Genomic DNA, 19,160 nt, shown 5'->3' on the forward strand with positions numbered 1-19,160 from the left:
TTAAGCTATATAAACTGTAAATTGCTAAGTTTCTTAATTATTAATAGTGACATTTACCGCACTCTAAACCACCTAAGGCAGCTGCAGTAACTTTCTCTCCGCGTTTCAACGCCTCGTGCACTTCTGTCATCTTATCGTAGTATGCATTGCCTTTGAAACCGGTTTCGGTACGTTTGTGGCACTGGATACACCATTTCATGGTAAGTGGTGAATATTGGTAAACCTCTTTCATGGTTTGGATAGGACCGTGACATTTTTGGCACTCAATACCCGCAATTTTAACGTGCTGTGAGTGGTTGAAGTAAGCAAAATCTGGCAGGTTGTGAATACGAACCCACTGGATAGGACGAGCCTTGGTGGTATCGTATTTCTGTGTACCCGGATCGTAACCCAATGCATCATAGATCTTGTGGATCTCAGGAGATTCGGTTTTAACCACCTTGTGGCAGTTCATACACACGTTTAATGATGGTATGGTTGCGTTTTTTCCTTTGTAAGCACTTGAGTGACAATACTGGCAGTTAATTTTCATAACACCTGCGTGCAACTCATGCGAGTATTTAATAGGCTGTACCGGCTGGTAACCCTGGTGAACATTTGTGTTCCACATACCTACCCAGCTCCAGCTTGCAAAAGCAATAGTACCGGCCAGGATGAAGAAGAATACCAGTTTCTTGTTTTTAGCTAACTTTTTAACTGTTGCTAAACGGTCAACAGGTGCAGCATCTGCCTCTTCAGCAGCTAAAGCTTCCTGCTCATCAGCAGGCAGTTCTTTACGTTTAAGCAACACACGCTCCAATGTACCAATGGCGCGGCTTAAAACCAATATAACAATGATCGCTACAACAATAACACCTAACAAACCAAAAATCATGCTCTCGCTTGGGCTGTTATCGGCAGCAGCGGCACCGGCAACACCCGCGCCGGCAGCAGGAGCAGCTTGCATTTTCTTATATTCATCACGAACATAAGTAATGATGTTAGCTACATCGCCATCGCTCAACTCGGTGAACACGTTCATGCCCGCCTGGTTGTACTCGTTGTATATTTTTAATGCCTTAGGATCTTTAGCGGCAATTAAGGCCTGGTTGTTCTGAATCCATTTGGTTAACCATTTATCATCAGTTTCAGAAGTAATGGTAGGACCCAAAGCCGGGCCCGTCATGCGCACATCTAATTTGTGACACGAGGTACATTTGGCTTTATACAAGGCTTCACCCTTGGCCGCATCGCCCTGAGCACGGGCCGTAAAGCCCATAGCAGTGATGCCCGCTACCAGTAAAACCGACCTTGAAAACTGTTTAAGAAGTAATGAGATATTTCTCATAAAGCGTATTTATGCTGAATAAATTTTGTGTTGGTAATATTCTTTCAACCAAAAACACGTGGGTATCCCCGTATTTTCAGTCCACAAAAGTAAAATTTTATAGGCTATGGCTGACAAATTAGTGACAGTTGTTTCTAATTTATAATCGTTCTAAACAAATTTAAAAAGTATGCCTTTTGCTGTACGGAAAGCCATTTTCTTTGAACTTAAAAAGCCCTACCTAAACCCTCCTGATGATAAAGAATTTGGTAAGGCTTTGAAAATTAAATTCTATTTTATAAATAGAATTTATGATTGTAAACCAGCGTTGTTATTGCCCTAATATCCAAGCAAATATTAACGGTACTACAATGGTAGCATCGCTCTCTACAATAAACTTAGGCGTGTGAATATCCAGTTTACCCCAGGTAATTTTTTCGTTAGGTACCGCACCGGAGTAAGAACCGTAAGAAGTGGTAGAATCACTGATCTGGCAGAAATAGCTCCAGAACGGTATGTTTTCCATCTCCATATCCTGGTACAACATAGGCACTACGCAAATAGGGAAATCGCCGGCAATACCGCCACCTATCTGGAAAAAGCCTAAGCCTTTACCACCAGAATTTTCAGGATACCATCCAGCCAGCCAGGTCATATATTCGATACCGCTTTTCATGGTACTGGCTTTTAGCTGTCCTTTGATTACGTACGATGCAAAAATGTTACCCATGGTGCTGTCTTCCCAGCCCGGAACTACAATAGGCAGATTTTTTTCGGCCGCGGCCAGCATCCAGGAGTTTTTAGGGTCAATTTCATAGTACTGCTCCAAATCGCCGCTTAACAGCATTTTGTACATATACTCATGCGGAAAATAACGCTCGCCAGCATCTTCGGCATCTTTCCAAACCTGGTGAATATGTTTTTGCAACCTGCGGAAAGCTTCTTCCTCAGGAATGCAAGTATCGGTAACACGGTTGTAATGGTTCTCTAACAAGTCCCATTCGTCCTGCGGACTCAGATCGCGGTAGTTAGGCACGCGCTTGTAGTGCGAGTGTGCCACCAGGTTCATGATATCTTCCTCAAGGTTAGCACCGGTACAACTGATAATGGCAATTTTATCTTGGCGGATCATTTCGGCCAGCGAAATACCCAGTTCGGCAGTACTCATAGCACCGGCCAGTGTTACCATCATTTTACCACCCTCAAGTAAGTGGGTTTCATATCCTTTAGCTGCATCCATTAAAGCGGCAGCGTTGAAGTGCAAATAGTTTTTCTCAATAAACTGAGATATAGGTCCTTTGGTAGTACTCATCGTCTAATCCTTTTTAAATCAGCCGCAAAAGTATGGATTTTGTTGGAAAATTGAATATTAACATTACACATAGGGTTGTCAATTCTAAATGATTGTAAGAGGATTAGCTCTTTATAAAAACGTTGTCATTTCGAACAGTATTGAGAAATCCTGTTCGATTGATGCTGTTTAATTTTGTAAGTACAATTTGAACTTCGGTTTGTGCTGAAGAATAGCAGCATCGCTGTGTTGAGACATTCTTTCAATTCCCTCCCTCGGGAGGGCAGGGAGGGGTTTAATGAAGCTGTTCACCAACCATTCGCGTCAAACCCCTCCCTTCCACCGCACAGTCCCACCGCACCCCTCCCCAAGGAGGGAACCTTTTAATGCGTCTTTCTAATTCCCCCCTTGGTGAGGTAGGGAGGGACTTAATGAAGCGTTCACCAACCATATATATCAAACCCACCCCGCCCCAACTAAAAATTAAGTAAACCAAAGTTTCACAGTAATATCCTTACCCAAAAAACACTCCCATTCAAAATTTAAAACCCTTTTTGCTACCTTGCCAACTTCAAATATCATATAACCTATGAAAAAGTTTCTGTATCTGTTAACCATACTTCCTACGCTGTTATTGGCGCAAACTAAAGTGCCTAAATCATACGATTTGCTTATTGGTACTTATACTACCAATGGCAGCGATGGTATATACGTTTACCGTTTTTATACCGAAAGCGGCCGCCTGGCTTACTTAAACCGAACCACGGGTGTCGATAATCCGTCATACCTGTGTGTAGCTAAGAACGGCAAATTTGTATATTCTGTTAACGAGGTGGGCGACGACCGTAAGGGCAGCGTTAGTGCTTTTTCCTTTGAGCCGGTAGTGGGCACTATTCAATTGATCAATAAACAACCATCGGGCGCAGGGCCGTGCTATATTTCGGTAGATAAAGATCAAAAGCATGTATTTGCAGCTAATTATGCGGGCGGCAGTTTGTATGTTTTTCCGCTTAATGCCGATGGCTCCCTGAAACAAGCATCACAAATTATACAGGATCAGGGTACAGGTCCCGATAAAACCCGCCAAGATAAGGCGCATGTACATACCGCTGTGTTATCGCCCGATGAAAAGCATCTGTTGTATACCGACCTGGGTACCGACAAGCTAAACATCTATCGTTACAAATCGTCGCAAGAACAACCGCTAACAGCCTCTACCCCGCCGTTCGTCAGCATTACACCGGGCGATGGTCCGCGCCACATCGACTTTAGCGCCGATCATAAGTACCTTTACGTGATCACCGAAATGGGGGCCAACATTAATACCTATGAATATAACGGCGGTAAGCCCAAGATGCTGCAAAAAGTAAGCATGATGGCCGATGGTTCTACCCAGCAACCCGGCGGCGCCGATATTCACGTATCGCCCGATGGCTTGTTCTTGTATGCTACCAACCGCGGTACTGCAAACGAAATTGTGATTTATGCCATTAACCAGGAAACAGGCTTACTCACCTTTGTAGATAGGCAAGGCACAGGCGGTAACCATCCGCGTAACTTTGCGATAGATCCTACCGGCAACTTTCTGCTGGTGGCCAATATGAAGAGTAACAACGTTATTGTTTACAAAATTAACCGCACCACCGGAAAGCTGAACCAAACTAATCACCGTATTGAACTTGACAGTCCAAGTTGTTTGAAGTTTACAGCGGCAAAGTAAGAATGAGCCCAATTAGGTGCTTTTTTAGCATTTTATACCTGCTGATGTGTGCTGGTGTCACTTTTGCACAAAGCGGTACTTATCAAAAAATTGATAAAAACGGTTCATCGTGTACTATTGCTGTTATCAAAACAGGCAACAAACTTGAGGCTGCCGCATTTGCTTGGTGGGGTACAACCTCCGGCACTAATGGAAATTTCAGCGGTGCCGGAACTTTAACAGGCCAGGTATGTACTGTTAAATCTGCGGATGATGCCGGTTGCGGTTTAACTATTACCTTAATAAATATAAAAATTAGGGCTATATTTAATGATTGCATGACGAGCAACCTACCCGAAGATTTTTCTGGCACCTATGCTTTGCTTACCACAGCATTGCCCGGCGTTTACAAAGTAAAAGGTGACCACTCCTATTTCTACAAGAGTGCATCCTTAAGAAACAAGCTAAAAACCTATCTTGTAAAAGGCGACAAGGTGATTATAACCCTTGAGAATATACACAACAAAGAATGGGTTTATATAAACTACCGAAATTTGGCAGGAAACGAAACCAGTGGTTACATGAGGCTTTCAGCATTGAAACTTATTAAGCCAAGTTTGAATTAATATTTTATAGCGCTAATAGAGCCGCTCCATAAGATAAACAACTATCATGAGCCCGAAAAAAGCAATGAAACATATGGTGAAGGGCCGGTTTGCGGAAGTGTTGTCTTTTTTCATTAACGGAAGAAGCGCTGCAAAGAACGTATATAGCAATATAGTAACCAGGTCTATTTTTAGCTCATAATCAGGGTCAAAACTTCTCCAAGTTGCACCACCTCGAATAGCCTGAATTCTAATATCGGGTATACGGAGGATGCTGTGTTTATAATCGGGCAAGTTATGGTTGTTAAGGTCAACAGTACCCTTTGGCGATATATAAAAGGTGATACGCTCCCCTTCTTTCACTTGCATGCGTTCCTCAATTTTTGAGGAGAAAAGCACATAAGAGAGTCTTATTGGGCGGCGGTATTCATTGGTCTGTATTCTGATGCTTAAGGTATGGTGATCATCCACCGCCTTTGCACTATTACTTACCGTAGCAGATACGGGTATGAGCTTTTGACGGGACTCTATACGCCGATAAGCAAAATATACAGCTGTTAAAGCAATTAGTATCAGGGCCACAATGCGCAGTGGAGACATCATAAAAAACTTAATTACATAAAAAAGCGCTGGTATTGATCACAATTACCGGCGCTTTCTATAAAATGTTGAATTTTTTTATTGTTTGTTGAAGGTATAAACCACGTAACCGGTACTGCTGCCAATAGCTACCGGGGTTTTTAACACCATGCTGTTACCATCGTTGTTGCTTACCAGTAACTGGTAGCCTTGCTGTACGTTTTTAGCTTTATCGCCTTCAAATATCTTTTTGAACTGGAACATTTGCCCTTGAGCACCGGTGTTATTTACCGACCAGAAAATGGTTTGCGATACGCCGCTGCTTAAAGTATACATACCGTTACCACTGTTAGTCAGTTTCCAGGTACTGCCCACAAAAGCCGACGGGCGGGCTTCGTCAAATACATTGGATACGGCACTTTCTATCAGGCCCTCATAGCTTACGTTACTTACTGTCCAGGTGCCGGTAAATTTACCACGACCTACATTTTGAACGCCTGTAGCTGCATTTTGAGTTGAACACGCTGTAACGGAAAGACCGATAACCACGGCCATTAAAATAATTTCAAGAATCTTTTTCATAAGGTATTTGAGTGTGTTGAAATTATAATACATAAATCTTGCCATACTGTTTGTTACGGCAGGTATTTAGTACAACAACACGCTAAACTGGTATGCTATTCTTAATTACTTCCAGGTAAAAGTTCTCGTACTCAGGTAATATATTAGCCAGGTCAAATTTGCGGGCGTGGGTAAGTGCGTTTTCTTTGAACTGGTTCAGGCGTTCTTCATCCTGCAAAATAGTTAAAGCAGCTTGTGCCATACCGTCAACATCGCCTACATCGCGCAGGTAACCGGTTAGTCCTTCTACATTTAATTCGGGCAAACCACCGGCATTACTGCTGATGACAGGCACACGGCAGGCCATAGCTTCCAGCGCTGCCAAACCAAAACTTTCTGATTTGGAAGGCATCAAAAACAAATCGGATACCGACATAATCTCTTCCACCGCATCCTGCTTACCCAGGAAACGCACATTTTGACTTACGCCTAAATCGCGCGCCAATTGCTCGCACTCGGGGCGGTCTTCACCATCGCCTACCATCAGGAGCTTTGAAGGTAACACGGCGTTTACCTTAGCAAATATGCGCACTACATCGGGTGTACATTTCACCTTACGGAAGTTAGAGGTATGCACTAAGATCTTTTCGCCCTCGGGCGCTATGGCTTTTTTAAAATGTCCTTTAGGAGTATGGTTAAAGCGGCGAAGGTCAATAAAGTTGGTAATTACCTTAATGTCCTTTTCAATCTCGAACAGTCGGTAAGTATCGTTACGTAAATGTTCGGATACTGAAGTTACACCATCACTTTTATTGATAGAGAAAGTAACTACCGGTTTATAAGTACGATCGTTACCCACCAGGGTTATATCGGTACCGTGCAGGGTAGTGATCACCGGGATATGGATGCCATAAGTAGCCAGTATTTGCTTGGCCATAAAAGCGGCCGAAGCGTGTGGAATTGCATAATGTACGTGCAGTATATCCAGTTTTTCAAAGCGTACCACATCTACCAAACGGCTGGCCAAGGCTAGTTCATAAGGCGGGTATTCAAACAATGGGTATTTGCTAACGGCTACCTCGTGGTAAAAAAGGTTTTCGGAAAAGAAATCGAGCCTCACGGGCTGATTATAAGTAACAAAATGAACCTGATGACCGCGATCAGCCAGGGCTTTACCCAGTTCGGTGGCCACTACGCCGCTACCTCCAAAGGTTGGATAACATACTATTCCGATTTTCATGAATTGATGTAATGCTTAAGTGAAATAAACCGACCGGCGCATTGGGCTTGCAGAGTTGTACCGGCCAAATTCATGTCGCAAGTTTAACAGCAATTAACGGCAAATGTGTTAAGTGTATGTAAAGATTACACTACACACTATGAAGTGATTTTAGGTTGACAAATCAACCGATTAGCTACGCTTCAGATTGCAGCTCACCGGTAATCCACCAGGTATTCCCAAAAGCATCTTTCACACCTGCACCACGACCATAATCCTGATCAACAGGTTCCATAATACTGGTTGCGCCATTGGCTAAGGCTTTATTGTAGGTATCGTCGCAATTGGCTACGTAAATGAAAAGACCTGCGTTTTGCACCGGGAAATCCGCTGTAGCATCAGTAAACATGATGGTATTCTCCCCTATCTGTAATTCGGCATGCATGTAGGTGTGTTCGTTGCGCATGACCTTCATTTTTTCGGTAGCGTCAAAAACGGTTTGCATAAACTTGAAAAAATCGGCGGCACCTTCAATAATAAGGTACGGCATAATGCGCTGATAACCTGAAGGGATGTTTAGTTCTTGCATGATGGTGGATTTGGTTAATGCAATGTAGTTAATTTAGTTTGGAGTATATTCTACTAATTGCGGGCATCTATTTAAGCAGTCGGTACATTTATAACTTCGATTTGTGTTTTCAAACAAACTTCGTCTGCTCTTGGCCGCAGAGCCCATTACTTTTTGTCTTGATACAAAAAGTAACAAAAAATTAAGACAGAAAAAAGCTTCCCCGCTCAAGGCCCACGCCGGCCCGCTTTTCTGTCATCCCCGCCCTCTTATTTGTAGGCACACTAACAGGCCTACTCTCTTTTAGAATATTGCAGGATTGCCGAATAGTGTTGTCCCTTAATACTTCTTTTCAGTTCCCTCCCCCGCGAGGGCAGGGAGGAGTTTAATGAAGCGGTTCATCAACCAAACTCCAACCCACAACCGCACAATCAGCTATATCTCTCCAAGAGGAAATCCTTTAAAGAAGAAATCAACATAAAGCCCTCCCTCCCGGGGAGGGTTGGGAGGGGCATTACATCCCTTTCTGCATAGCCTCGTAAAACACATCCTGAATACGCCCCCTAATGCGGCGGCTGTTGAGGAGGGTTGAATCTTTAGGATATACGCGGTTTGATAAGAAAATATAAACCAACTGGCTCTTAGGATCTACCCAAACACAGGTACCGGTGTAGCCAGTATGTCCAAAGGTTTGATCAGACGCGTAGTTAGATGGGTAATGTTTGCTTACCACCGGGTCCCAGCGGTCGAAACCCAGGCCACGGCGACTTACGTTAGATTGTTTGGCAGTGAATTGAGCTACCGTTTCGGGCTTGAAATACTGGATACCTCCGTAATTGCCGCCATTCAACAGCATCTGGAATAGGATGGCCAGGTCATTAGTCGAAGCAAATAAACCAGCGTGGCCCGATACCCCGCCCACCATGGCCGCACCCTGATCGTGCACATAACCTGTTAGTAGTGTATGCCTGAAATAAGTGTCATTCTCGGTAGGCACAATTTGGTCGGCGGCAAAACGGTTGCGGGGCAAAAAGCCGGCGGTTTGCATGCCCAGCGGATTATAAAAATTATCTTGCACGTATACATTTAAAGGGGTAGCCGTAACCGTTTCTACTACTTCTTTCATAAAATACATGCTTAAATCGCTGTATACATACTGGCCGCGGGTGCGCAGTGCCGAGTTAAGCATTTGCGGCCACATTACCTCCTTAAAGTAATCTTTACGCATGTAGTAACCATCGGCTACTTTGGTAGGGTATGCAGCCGATGAATCGGAACTATGGTCGGTAGCCTTGATACGCTCGTAAAAAGGAATGTAAGAAACCAAACCTGCCTGGTGCAACATCAGTTCGCGTATTTTAATATCATTCTTACTGGTATTGCGTGCCAGGGCTACGTAGCTGCCCATGGTAGAGTCTAAACTTAGTTTACCTTCATCAACCAGTTTCATCACCTCCAGCGTGGTAGCCGATATTTTGGTGACCGATGCCAGGTCGAAGACATCGGTAATCTTATCGGGCTGAGTTTTGGTGTAAGTATGGTAGCCGTAAGCTTTGTTGAAAATCACTTTACCATCTTTTGCCACCAAAACGGTAAAGCCCGGCGTAGCATGGTCATTAATGGCTTCATTGGCAATATTATCTACTGCCGTCAGATTTTCGGCTTTGATGCCTACAGCCTCGGGCACGGTGTATTGTAAGCGGGTTTTAGCCGTAATAAAGCCCGAACCTGCCACATATTTGGCCGATGCATTCTTGGTGAGCTTTTGGGTAATGGCCATGCCTCCAAAAACAGCCTGCGCCGCGTAAGCTGCTGCCACGGGCGATATACGGTTACACCATATAACAGGTGTATTTACCCCATCCAGTTTATTCAACGGTATGCCACTCCCCCAATATACCACCACCATTTTCTTCAACTTATCGTTCATGGTAATAAAGTTGAGCAGCTGCTGGTTGTTTAAATCAAGGTCAGTCAGTTGTAAGATGATGGTATTGTAGAGCTTCAGATCATCGGTTAGCTTACTTATGTTGTAGTAAGTTAACCCGTTAAAATTTTTCACCCTGGCATACTTGTTCAGCAAACTATCAAATACAGGCGCATACTCATGGGTAAAGCGTACGCTGGCTATGGTGGCTTTATCCAGACCAGTTAACGGCACTACGCCTTGCTCATTGTTAAGCAACACGGTAGATTGTATGCTCAGGTTTTCTTCGCTTACATAGTTTGCCCCGGTTGGGATGGTTATGATAGGTGGCTTTTGGGCACAAGCCGTATTTAACAATATAAAACCCGACAGAACGGCTATTAACCAACCACACTTATTTCTTTTCATACACTTTTTCGCCATTTACAAACGTTTTCAGCACTTTAATACGGGGTAATTCGGCACCTTTGGCTTTCATCAGATCCTGGTCAGTTATCACAAAATCGGCAAACTTGCCTACCTCAATACTGCCTTTTTCTTTTTCTTCAAAATTAGAACGGGCTGCCCAAATGGTCATACCGCGCAGGGCCTCAATCCTGCTCAGGGCATTCTCTTTTTGAAAGCCGTTAGCCGGAAGACCTTTCATGTCTTTACGCTCGGTTGCTGCATAAAACGTATATAACGGGTTAATATTTTCTACGGGGAAATCGGTACCCAAAGGCAGCCAGCCGTTTTGCTGCAACAGTTGCTTATAAGCGTAGGCAGTTTTTAAACGCTGTGCACCCAGGCGGTCGCCGGCCCAGTACATATCCGAAGTAGCATGGGTGGGTTGCACCGATGGAATAATGTTATTCTCTCCAAAATATTTAATATCGGCCGGATCAATGATCTGGGCATGCTCTATGCGCCAGCGTTTGTCGTTCTTGCCTTTTAAGGCGTTGGCATAAATTTTAAGGATGGTGCGGTTGGCCGAATCGCCGATAGCGTGGGTACACATTTGGAAACCTTTAGCGGCAATACGCTGGGCAACATCTTCAAAATGCTTTTGGCTGCTCAGCAAAAAGCCTTTCCAGCCTTTTTGGTCGTTATAATCGTGTAATAAACACGCACCTCTCGAGCCCAGGGCACCATCGGCATATACCTTGAACGAGCGTACATTTAAGCCTGGTGTTTTATAAACACCACGTTTAAACAGGTAATTAATATTATCCTCATTATCGCTCAGCATTACATACATGCGCATTTTTAATGCTTTTTTATGCTGCAATTCGGCAATGGTGTTGATCATGGGGTAATCCAGTCCGCAATCATCTACCGTGGTTAAACCAACGGCAAAGCAATTTTGCTGTGCACCTAATAAAGCACTTTGTGTTTGTTGATCGGTAGCCTGAGGTATTTTATGGGTTATCAAATCAACAGCGTTATCAACCAGTATACCGGTGAGCTTGTTATCTACGGTTTGTATTTGTCCGCCCTCTAATTTTTGATTGGGCTTAATACCCGCAATATTCAGCGCTGCCTGGTTCACTATCGCGGCATGCCCGTCTACACGGGTAAGTATTACCGGCCTTACCGGGAACAATGAATCTAACTTGCCTTTACTCGGGAACTGCTTGGTTTTCCAGTCGTTTTGGTCCCAGCCCCTACCTATGATCCAGCCTTCCTCGTTACGCCCGGCATACGCCTGCACCGAGTCTACGATCTCGTCCCAGCTGTTGGTACCTTCCAGGTGTACTTCCTGCAAGCTTAAACCATAGCGGTAAAAGTGGGTATGGGCATCAATAAAGCCGGGGTAAACGGCTTTACCATTGGCATCAACCACCTGGCGTGCGGTGTATATTTTCTCCAGGCTGTCGGCACTGCCTATGGCCACAATTTTACCGGCTTGCACCACAAAGGCTTCGGCAGTAGTGAAAGTACTATCTACCGTATATATGGTGGCATTTTTCACCAGCATATCGGCATTATATTCTTTTTGTTTACAGGCGGCAAAAAGCAGCAGCAGCAATAATGAAGGCCAAAGTTTTTTCATACGTAAAAGCCCCTCCCCAACCCTCCCCGGAGGGGGAGGGAGTTAATTTAACTCCTGAAAGCCCTCCCTCCCGGGGAGGGTTTGGGAGGGGCTGCTTTTTATTAACAACGTTTCAAAGGTAAAGTTATGCCATCAAATATTTAATTTAGCCGTCGAAATTGAAGGGGATTTTTTTGATGTCAGATATTATACAGCTTTTACCTGATGCCGTGGCCAACCAGATTGCTGCGGGCGAAGTAGTGCAACGACCGGCATCGGCGGTAAAAGAACTGGTAGAGAACGCAATAGACTCGGGAGCAGATAAAATACAGCTGCTGCTTAAGGAAGCCGGCAAGGCGCTGATACAGGTAATAGATAACGGCTGCGGTATGAGTTTGACCGATGCCCGTATGTGCTTTGAGCGCCATGCCACCTCCAAAATACGCAAGGCCGAAGATTTGTTTGCCATACGCACCATGGGTTTCAGGGGCGAAGCCATGGCTTCTATTGCCGCTATTGCCCAGGTTGAAATGAAAACCCGACGCCATGAGGACGAACTGGGTACCTGTATTGTAATTGAAGGATCGGAAGTAATAAGCCAGGAAGCTACAGGCACCAGCGCAGGCACTTCTATTGCGGTGAAAAACCTGTTTTACAACACGCCCGCCCGCCGTAACTTTTTAAAAAGCAACCCGGTAGAGCTAAGGCACATTATAGATGAGTTTCAGCGGGTGGCGCTGGCGCATCCCGAAATATTTTTTACCATGCACCACGATGGGCAGGAGGTGTACCACCTGCCGGCCTCGCAGTTAAAACAGCGCATTGTGCACCTGTTTGGCAACAATTACAACCAGCGCCTGGTGCCGGTAGAAGAAGATACCACCATTATTAACCTGCGTGGCTTTGTGGGCAAGCCTGAGTTTGCCCGCCGCACCCGTGGCGAACAGTTCTTTTTTGTGAACAACCGTTTCATCCGCGATAATTACCTCAACCATGCGGTAATGACAGCTTTTGAAGAGTTATTGCCCGAGGATACTTACCCGTTTTATGTATTGTTCATTGATATTGACCCGAGCAAGATCGATATTAACGTACACCCTACCAAAACAGAAATTAAGTACCAGGATGAACGGGCTATTTACGCCATTATACGTTCGGCAGTTAAACGCTCCTTAGGCCGGTACAACATTACGCCAAGTTTAGATTTTGACCAGGAGAACAGCATCGAGCACCTCATTACCGCTAAACCACTGGAAGAAATTACCCCGCCGGGCATTACTTTCAATCCTAACTTTAACCCTTTTGACCCGGTAGCCAAGCCTGCCCCACGCGAAAGCAGTTATCAAAACAGCAATAACCCTTACAAAGGCGGCATGACGCAGAACTGGGAAACGCTGTATGAAATAAGTAAGCAGGTGCCGCAGCAACAGCAGGAAATGCTGCCCGATGATAGCTTTGAGGTGAACAACCAGGCCGTAACCAAACCCAGCGAAAGGCAGTTATTCCAGATCCATAACCGGTACATCCTATCGCAAATAAAATCGGGCTTTATGCTCATTAGCCAGCAGGCAGCGCATGAGCGTATTTTATATGAGCGATTTTTACAGCAGTTGCAAAACCATTCGGGCGTTAGTCAGCAGAGCCTGTTCCCGCAAACGCTGACGTTGAACGGCAGCGATTTTACCTTATTGAAAGAACTATTGCCCGACATTAAAGCCTTAGGTTTTGATATACGTGAGTTTGGCAAAAATACGGTGGTAGTGGACGGTATACCTGCCGATTTAAACGCCGCCAGCGAGCACCAGTTACTGGAGCATTTGCTCGAAGGATTTAAAAACAATATGGCTATCCTCAAGTTAGATAAGCGCGATACTTTAGCCCGTACCTTAGCGCGCAATGCGGCTACCAAAGCAGGTACCAAACTCACTTTAGAAGAAATGAATTTGCTGATAGACCAGCTTTTTGCCTGCCAGATGCCTAATCTGGCGCTGAACGGCAAACCGGTGATCAGCACGTTTACGCTGAATGAGCTGATGGAACGGTTTGAGAAATAGTTGGGGGGAGAGAGTCAGGAGTATAGAGTACAGAGTATGTCCGCTGTCAGTCTGAGCTTGTCGAAGACTTAGATAAGCGTACAGGTCTTCGACAAGCTCAGACTGACAACGTGAATAATTAAACAAAACGTCATCTCGAACGATAGTGAGAGATCCTGTTCAAATTGCAAAGTAACATACAAGCATGGAGTACAGGATTTCTCGTTAGCACTCGAAATGACAAACTTTATATATTAACCCTATGTCATCTCGAACGACAGTGAGAGATCCTGTTCAAATTGCAAAGTAACACACAAGCATGGAGTAACAAGATTTCTCGTTAGCACTCGAAATGACAGCTTTTTAAATATTAACCCTATGCCATCTCGAACGACAGTGAGAGATCCTGTTCAAATTGCAAAGTAACATACAAGCATGGAGTAACAAGATTTCTCGTTAGCACTCGAAATGACAGCTTTTTAAATATTAACCCTATGCCATCTCGAACAATAGTGAGAGATCCTGTTCAAATTGCAAAGTAAGTCCACAAGCATGGAGTAACAAGATTTCTCGTTAGCCTCGAAATGACAACTTTATATATTAAATATTTAGGCGCATAATAAGCGCCATTACCATATCCTATGAGTGCATACAGGCAAAATCCGCTGGCTAATCTTACGCCGGTGGTCAAAAATCTGATTATTATCAACGTTATCTTCTTTTTAGGGAATATATTTCTGCAATACTCGGGCATGAACTTCGAGCCTTACCTCGCGGCTCATTATTTCAACGCCCCTTTATTCAGGATGTGGCAAATTATCACCTACATGTTTATGCATGGCGGCTGGATGCACATTTTCTTTAACATGTTTGCACTTTATGTATTTGGACCAATGCTGGAATATACCATGGGGCCAAAGCGCTTTTTACAATACTACTTTATAACAGGTATTGGTGCGCTGGCTTTACAAATGCTGGTTCAGGGTTATGAAGTTTATCAGGTAATTGGTGCATTTACCGTACCCAACGGTGATATAATGCCTTACTTTGATCAGCCGGGTTTTCAAAAGTTGGTAGGCATTTATAGTCCTGAAGCGGGTATCGTGGGTGCATCGGGTGCTATATTTGGCTTACTGGTGGCCTTTGGGATGATGTTCCCCGACGTGGAACTGTTTATTATGTTTATTCCGTTGCCGGTGAAGGCAAAATATGCAGTAATTGGTTATATTGTGTGGGAATTGTATGGCGGTTTAAGACCTACGCCCGGCGACTCGGTGGCGCATTTTGCACATTTGGGTGGCGCGTTGGTGGGCTATATCTTAATAAAAATTTGGGGAACCTATAAGCCAAACAATTTTTAGTAACTTATGTAAGTTATTTAATAAAACATCTTTCAATTTTATGAAATCCCTTTGGCAAGATATACGTTACAAGCTGCTGCAGTCGGGTAGCCGCATTAATCTGCTTATTGGCATTAACGTAGCGGTATTTTTATTAATTAATGTACCCGCGGTGCTGCTGCGCTTAATGGGTAACGATATGCTGGCCAATTTTGCCAACCAATACTTGGCGCTACCGGCTTATTTGCCTACGTTGGCCGCCCATTTTTGGACGCCGGTTTCTTACATGTTCATGCACGCCGATATTTTTCACATCCTGTTTAATATGCTTTGGCTGTTTTGGATGGGCCAGATTTTTGAAGAATACCTGGGCAACAAACGCCTGGTTAACCTTTACTTGCTTGGCGGTTTAGGTGGTGCCGCACTCTATATTTTAGCCTTTAACGTATTCCCGCTATTTGCTGCCAGTTTGCCTGTTAGTTATGTGGTAGGTGCCTCAGCAAGCGTAATGGCTATTGTAGTGGCCACAGCTACCTTGTTGCCTAACTACACAGTATACATGATGTTTTTAGGCCCCGTTAAGTTGAAATGGATAGCCGTATTTTACGTAGTGATAGATTTCTTGAGTATTACCGGCCCTAATGCCGGCGGTGAAATTGCCCACCTGGGTGGTGCTTTGTTAGGTTTCATTTACATTAAACAGCTTAACCGCGGTAACGATTTAGGCAGTTCGGTTAGTAACATGTTTAATCAGCGCCCCAAAGTTAAAGTAGCCACGCAAAACAAAACTTACCAGCAGCCGGGCACCTCTGTACCGCGGCAGGAAGAAATTGACCATATTTTAGATAAAATATCGCAAAGTGGTTACGATAGCCTGAATAAACACGAGAAGGAAGTATTGTTCCGGGCCAGCAAACATGAGGGTTAATAAGAAGGAAAAACGGTTAAACTTTTTTGATAAATTGATACTGGGCCTAAGCATAATGCTTGGTCTTGCTTTGCTCATTAGTTACTTTTCGCCAGTTACCGATCCCCGTAAATCTTGGATCATCGCTTTTTTCGGCCTTGCTTATCCCCCGCTTTTATTAGCCAACTGCCTGGTTTTGGTTTACTGGGTTTTACGTGGCAGCAAATATATTCTGTTTCCGCTTATTTGCATTATTATAGGATGGGGTGTATTGAGAGACAATATCGGCTTCCGCAAGTCAACCGCTTATACCACACCTAATCAGCCTAACGCCTTACGGGTTATGACCTACAATGCTCATAACTTTAAACGTTATGGCGAAAAGAACGATTCGCTGACCAAACACGAAATGCTGGCGCTCATTGATGATCAGCGGCCCGATGTTATTGGCATTGAAGAATTCTATAGCCGCAGGCGCGGACAGTATGCCATTAAAGATTCCATGAAAAAGATCATGAAATCGGATGCGTATTACTTTAACCCCTTCAGTTTCGATAACGGTACCGAGGCTATGGGCATGGCCATCTTCTCCAAGTTCCCTATTACCAATAAGGGATTCGTGATATTATCGGCCAATAATGGCAGCAGCAACCAGTGCATATTTGTAGATGTTAAAAAGGCCAATCAAATGTTCAGGTTTTATGCTGTACACCTGCAATCTATCGGTTTCGACCCCGAGGATTATAACTACCTCAGCAAAGTTTCCAAACAAGGCGAGGCCGACCTTTCTTCTTCTAAACGTATAGGCTCTAAACTCAAAAGAGCTTTTGAGAAACGCAGCGAACAGGTAGCTAAAGTAAAGGCCCATGCCGCAACCTGCCCCTACCCCTACATCATAGCCGGCGACTTTAACGATACGCCCTCTTCCTATGCCGTTAACCAAATGTCAAAAGGCATGAGCAACGCATTCCGCAAAAAAGGTTCGGGTTTTGCCCGTACTTATAACGGCAGCTTCCCCAATTACCAGATCGACTATATTATGGCCAGCCCGGCGTTCGATGTTATGAGCTACCACATCATCCAAAAAAAGCTATCGGACCATTACCCGGTTTGCAGTACCCTGCTGTTGAAAAGCGGCGGCAACCAGGCCGAATAATTCGTATCATTGCCATCTCCAAACTTTAATCAAAGGTTAATGTTTAGCCGAATAATCTTTCAATATACCTCAATGTATTTATTTCTACTTTTTTGAGGTTTTTGAGTAGTTTGATGTAATTATCTATACTTTTTTTGAAGTGGGGCTAATGCAAATAATGGGTTGTGTCCAGCCGATTAATATCAACAATTAGAATGTTTTTGACAGATGCCTTACCTCAAAAAAATCATCAGCCTGAATTAAAAATTGTAAGTTTGCGCCCATGGAACAAAAAGTATTTGTTTACAATACCTTAACCCGTACTAAAGAAGAATTTATACCGCTCGATGCCCCTTATGTAGGCATGTATGTTTGCGGCCCTACTGTTTACAGCGATGCACACTTAGGCAACGCCCGTACCTATATATCTTTTGACCTTATTTTCAGATACTTAACTCACCTGGGTTATAAAGTACGCTACGTGCGCAACATTACCGATGCCGGCCACCTGGAGGGCGATGCCGACGAAGGTGAAGACAAGATCTCTAAAAAAGCCAAACTGGCCAAGCTGGAACCCATGGAAATTGTGCAGAAATATAGCACTGGTTTCCATGATATTATGCGCACATTTAACGTGTTGCCACCCAGTATTGAGCCTACGGCCACCGGCCACATCATAGAGCAAATTGAACTGGTAAAGATCATGCTCGCAAAAGGCGCTGCCTACGAGGTAAATGGTTCGGTTTACTTCGACGTAGAAAAATACAACCAAACTACCGATTACGGCATACTAAGCGGCCGCCATTTGGAAGACCTGCTGAACAATACCCGCACCTTGGGCGGACAAGACGAGAAACGCGGCAAACTTGACTTTGCACTGTGGATTAAGGCCAAACCTGAGCACCTGATGAAGTGGCCTTCGCCCTGGAGCATAGGTTTTCCGGGCTGGCATTTAGAGTGTTCAGCCATGAGCCACAAGTATTTAGGCGAACAATTTGATATTCATGGTGGCGGTTTGGACCTGATACCAACCCACCATACCAACGAGGTGGCACAGAACATTGCTTGCTACGGTAAAAGCCCCGCGCGTTATTGGGTGCATACCAATATGTTAACGGTAAACGGGCAAAAAATGTCTAAATCATTAGGCAACAGCTTTTTACCGCATGAGTTATTCAGCGGAGATAACGCCATCCTGAACAAAGGCTACAGCCCCATGACCGTACGTTTCTTCATGTTACAGGCACACTACCGCAGTACGCTCGATTTTAGCAATGATGCCATGGAAGCCTCAGAAAAGGGCTTCAAGCGTTTGATGAACGCCTTTAGTTTGTTAGAAAGTTTGCAGGCATCCGGCACTACCGAGGTAGAGATACAACCACTAATGGACCGCTGCTACGAGGCGTTGAACGACGATTTTAATAGCCCTATCCTCATTGCCGAACTGTTTGAGGCATCGCGCATTATCAATTCGGTGCATGACAATAAGCTAAAAATCGACGAGGTTAACTTAGCGCTGCTTAAAACGCTCATGCATACCTTTGTTACCGGTATTTTAGGTTTATTGAACGAGCAGGCCAGCAGTGATGAGTTGCCGCACGTGCTTGATTTTATCATGAACCTGCGCAGCGAAGCTAAAATTAACCGCGATTATGCCACCTCGGATAAAATTAGGGATGGCTTACAAAAAATAGGCTTTCAGCTTAAAGACAGTAAAGAGGGTACTACTTGGAGCAAGATTTAACAAATTTTAACGCACCGTAATTCTCACTAAATTTAATAACTGCTGTTAATTATTTTATTGCAACAATAACTATTTAACTCACATACTAAATACAAACCCATTACCAAACAAATTACAGCTCTATTGTTATCTGTGCGTACAGCATTTTAATGCCACGCTTAAATCTTTGATAATAAATTGAGCCAAATTTAGTTATCAGTATGTTAACACCGCATTAACGCAAGCGTTAATGCTT

The 19,160-nt window shown here is 44.1% G+C and carries 15 protein-coding genes; 7 read left to right on the top strand and 8 right to left on the bottom strand.

What is annotated here, in order from left to right; genetic code table 11:
- Window positions 1-40 precede the first annotated feature (40 nt).
- Together IEV61_RS03940 and IEV61_RS03945 are read right to left on the bottom strand one after the other, a co-directional pair.
- The gene (locus IEV61_RS03940) at window positions 41-1,327 is read right to left on the bottom strand and encodes a c-type cytochrome (protein WP_188413943.1); all 1,287 of its coding nucleotides are present in this window, start codon (window positions 1,325-1,327) and stop codon (window positions 41-43) included.
- A gap of 310 nt (window positions 1,328-1,637) precedes the next feature.
- Window positions 1,638-2,618 carry a deoxyhypusine synthase family protein gene (locus tag IEV61_RS03945; protein WP_188413945.1) on the bottom strand — a complete coding sequence of 327 codons (981 nt, stop codon included), beginning with the start codon at window positions 2,616-2,618 and terminating at the stop codon, window positions 1,638-1,640.
- Window positions 2,619-3,186: 568 nt separating this feature from the next.
- On the opposite strand from IEV61_RS03945, the gene IEV61_RS03950 reads away from it, so the two are divergent.
- Together IEV61_RS03950 and IEV61_RS03955 are read left to right on the top strand one after the other, a co-directional pair.
- Window positions 3,187-4,317 (top strand): lactonase family protein, encoded by a 1,131-nt coding sequence (locus IEV61_RS03950; protein WP_188413947.1) that lies wholly within the window; start codon window positions 3,187-3,189, stop codon window positions 4,315-4,317.
- A gap of 2 nt (window positions 4,318-4,319) precedes the next feature.
- Window positions 4,320-4,922 (top strand): hypothetical protein, encoded by a 603-nt coding sequence (locus tag IEV61_RS03955; protein WP_188413949.1) that lies wholly within the window; start codon window positions 4,320-4,322, stop codon window positions 4,920-4,922.
- Window positions 4,923-4,934: 12 nt separating this feature from the next.
- Here IEV61_RS03955 and IEV61_RS03960 read toward each other — a convergent pair whose 3' ends face one another.
- From IEV61_RS03960 to IEV61_RS03985, 6 genes are all read right to left on the bottom strand, one after another.
- Entirely contained in the window at window positions 4,935-5,504 is a 570-nt protein-coding gene (locus tag IEV61_RS03960) for a hypothetical protein (protein WP_188413951.1), read from the bottom strand.
- Between the two features lie 75 nt (window positions 5,505-5,579).
- The gene (locus IEV61_RS03965; protein WP_229747028.1) at window positions 5,580-6,062 is read right to left on the bottom strand and encodes a hypothetical protein; all 483 of its coding nucleotides are present in this window, start codon (window positions 6,060-6,062) and stop codon (window positions 5,580-5,582) included.
- A gap of 82 nt (window positions 6,063-6,144) precedes the next feature.
- The gene (gene bshA, locus IEV61_RS03970; RefSeq protein ID WP_188413953.1) at window positions 6,145-7,281 is read right to left on the bottom strand and encodes an N-acetyl-alpha-D-glucosaminyl L-malate synthase BshA; all 1,137 of its coding nucleotides are present in this window, start codon (window positions 7,279-7,281) and stop codon (window positions 6,145-6,147) included.
- 175 nt (window positions 7,282-7,456) lie between these two features.
- On the bottom strand, window positions 7,457-7,849 hold the full coding sequence (locus IEV61_RS03975) for a VOC family protein (protein ID WP_188413955.1): 393 nt from the start codon (window positions 7,847-7,849) through the stop codon (window positions 7,457-7,459).
- A 493-nt stretch (window positions 7,850-8,342) separates the two neighbouring features.
- Complete coding sequence (locus tag IEV61_RS03980; protein WP_188413958.1) at window positions 8,343-10,163, bottom strand: serine hydrolase domain-containing protein; 1,821 nt, start codon at window positions 10,161-10,163, stop codon at window positions 8,343-8,345.
- A complete protein-coding gene (locus tag IEV61_RS03985) occupies window positions 10,150-11,787 on the bottom strand; it encodes an amidohydrolase (RefSeq protein WP_188413960.1) in 1,638 nt (545 codons plus the stop codon). The genes IEV61_RS03980 and IEV61_RS03985 overlap by 14 nt, the downstream gene beginning before the upstream one ends.
- A gap of 176 nt (window positions 11,788-11,963) precedes the next feature.
- Between IEV61_RS03985 and mutL the strand changes: the two genes are divergently transcribed.
- The 5 genes from mutL to cysS all read left to right on the top strand — a co-directional run bounded on the left by mutL (window position 11,964) and on the right by cysS (window position 18,925).
- Window positions 11,964-13,820, top strand: a complete 1,857-nt coding sequence (mutL, locus tag IEV61_RS03990) for a DNA mismatch repair endonuclease MutL (RefSeq protein WP_188413962.1) — start codon at window positions 11,964-11,966, stop codon at window positions 13,818-13,820.
- 620 nt (window positions 13,821-14,440) lie between these two features.
- Window positions 14,441-15,160: a rhomboid family intramembrane serine protease gene (locus IEV61_RS03995; protein ID WP_188413964.1), complete on the top strand. Its 720-nt coding sequence runs from the start codon at window positions 14,441-14,443 to the stop codon at window positions 15,158-15,160.
- 40 nt (window positions 15,161-15,200) lie between these two features.
- Window positions 15,201-16,067 (top strand): rhomboid family intramembrane serine protease, encoded by an 867-nt coding sequence (locus tag IEV61_RS04000; protein WP_188413966.1) that lies wholly within the window; start codon window positions 15,201-15,203, stop codon window positions 16,065-16,067.
- The gene (locus tag IEV61_RS04005; protein ID WP_188413967.1) at window positions 16,057-17,202 is read left to right on the top strand and encodes an endonuclease/exonuclease/phosphatase family protein; all 1,146 of its coding nucleotides are present in this window, start codon (window positions 16,057-16,059) and stop codon (window positions 17,200-17,202) included. Before IEV61_RS04000 ends, IEV61_RS04005 begins: the two co-directional genes overlap by 11 nt.
- Before the next feature lie 262 nt (window positions 17,203-17,464).
- Entirely contained in the window at window positions 17,465-18,925 is a 1,461-nt protein-coding gene (gene cysS, locus IEV61_RS04010) for a cysteine--tRNA ligase (RefSeq protein WP_188413969.1), read from the top strand.
- The last annotated feature ends 235 nt before the right edge of the window (window positions 18,926-19,160 follow it).

The sequence above is a fragment of the Mucilaginibacter galii genome (assembly GCF_014635825.1).
GTDB lineage: Bacteria > Bacteroidota > Bacteroidia > Sphingobacteriales > Sphingobacteriaceae > Mucilaginibacter > Mucilaginibacter galii.

Coding starts and splice junctions, on each gene's coding strand:
- IEV61_RS03975 (WP_188413955.1), bottom strand. CDS start 7,849: ATGCAAGAACTAAACATCCCTTCAGGTTATCAGCGCATTATGCCGTAC.
- IEV61_RS03945 (WP_188413945.1), bottom strand. CDS start 2,618: ATGAGTACTACCAAAGGACCTATATCTCAGTTTATTGAGAAAAACTAT.
- IEV61_RS03995 (WP_188413964.1), top strand. CDS start 14,441: ATGAGTGCATACAGGCAAAATCCGCTGGCTAATCTTACGCCGGTGGTC.
- IEV61_RS03965 (WP_229747028.1), bottom strand. CDS start 6,062: ATGAAAAAGATTCTTGAAATTATTTTAATGGCCGTGGTTATCGGTCTT.
- IEV61_RS03950 (WP_188413947.1), top strand. CDS start 3,187: ATGAAAAAGTTTCTGTATCTGTTAACCATACTTCCTACGCTGTTATTG.
- mutL (WP_188413962.1), top strand. CDS start 11,964: ATGTCAGATATTATACAGCTTTTACCTGATGCCGTGGCCAACCAGATT.
- bshA (WP_188413953.1), bottom strand. CDS start 7,281: ATGAAAATCGGAATAGTATGTTATCCAACCTTTGGAGGTAGCGGCGTA.
- IEV61_RS03985 (WP_188413960.1), bottom strand. CDS start 11,787: ATGAAAAAACTTTGGCCTTCATTATTGCTGCTGCTGCTTTTTGCCGCC.
- IEV61_RS03940 (WP_188413943.1), bottom strand. CDS start 1,327: ATGAGAAATATCTCATTACTTCTTAAACAGTTTTCAAGGTCGGTTTTA.
- IEV61_RS04000 (WP_188413966.1), top strand. CDS start 15,201: ATGAAATCCCTTTGGCAAGATATACGTTACAAGCTGCTGCAGTCGGGT.
- IEV61_RS03960 (WP_188413951.1), bottom strand. CDS start 5,504: ATGATGTCTCCACTGCGCATTGTGGCCCTGATACTAATTGCTTTAACA.
- IEV61_RS03955 (WP_188413949.1), top strand. CDS start 4,320: ATGAGCCCAATTAGGTGCTTTTTTAGCATTTTATACCTGCTGATGTGT.
- IEV61_RS04005 (WP_188413967.1), top strand. CDS start 16,057: ATGAGGGTTAATAAGAAGGAAAAACGGTTAAACTTTTTTGATAAATTG.
- IEV61_RS03980 (WP_188413958.1), bottom strand. CDS start 10,163: ATGAAAAGAAATAAGTGTGGTTGGTTAATAGCCGTTCTGTCGGGTTTT.
- cysS (WP_188413969.1), top strand. CDS start 17,465: ATGGAACAAAAAGTATTTGTTTACAATACCTTAACCCGTACTAAAGAA.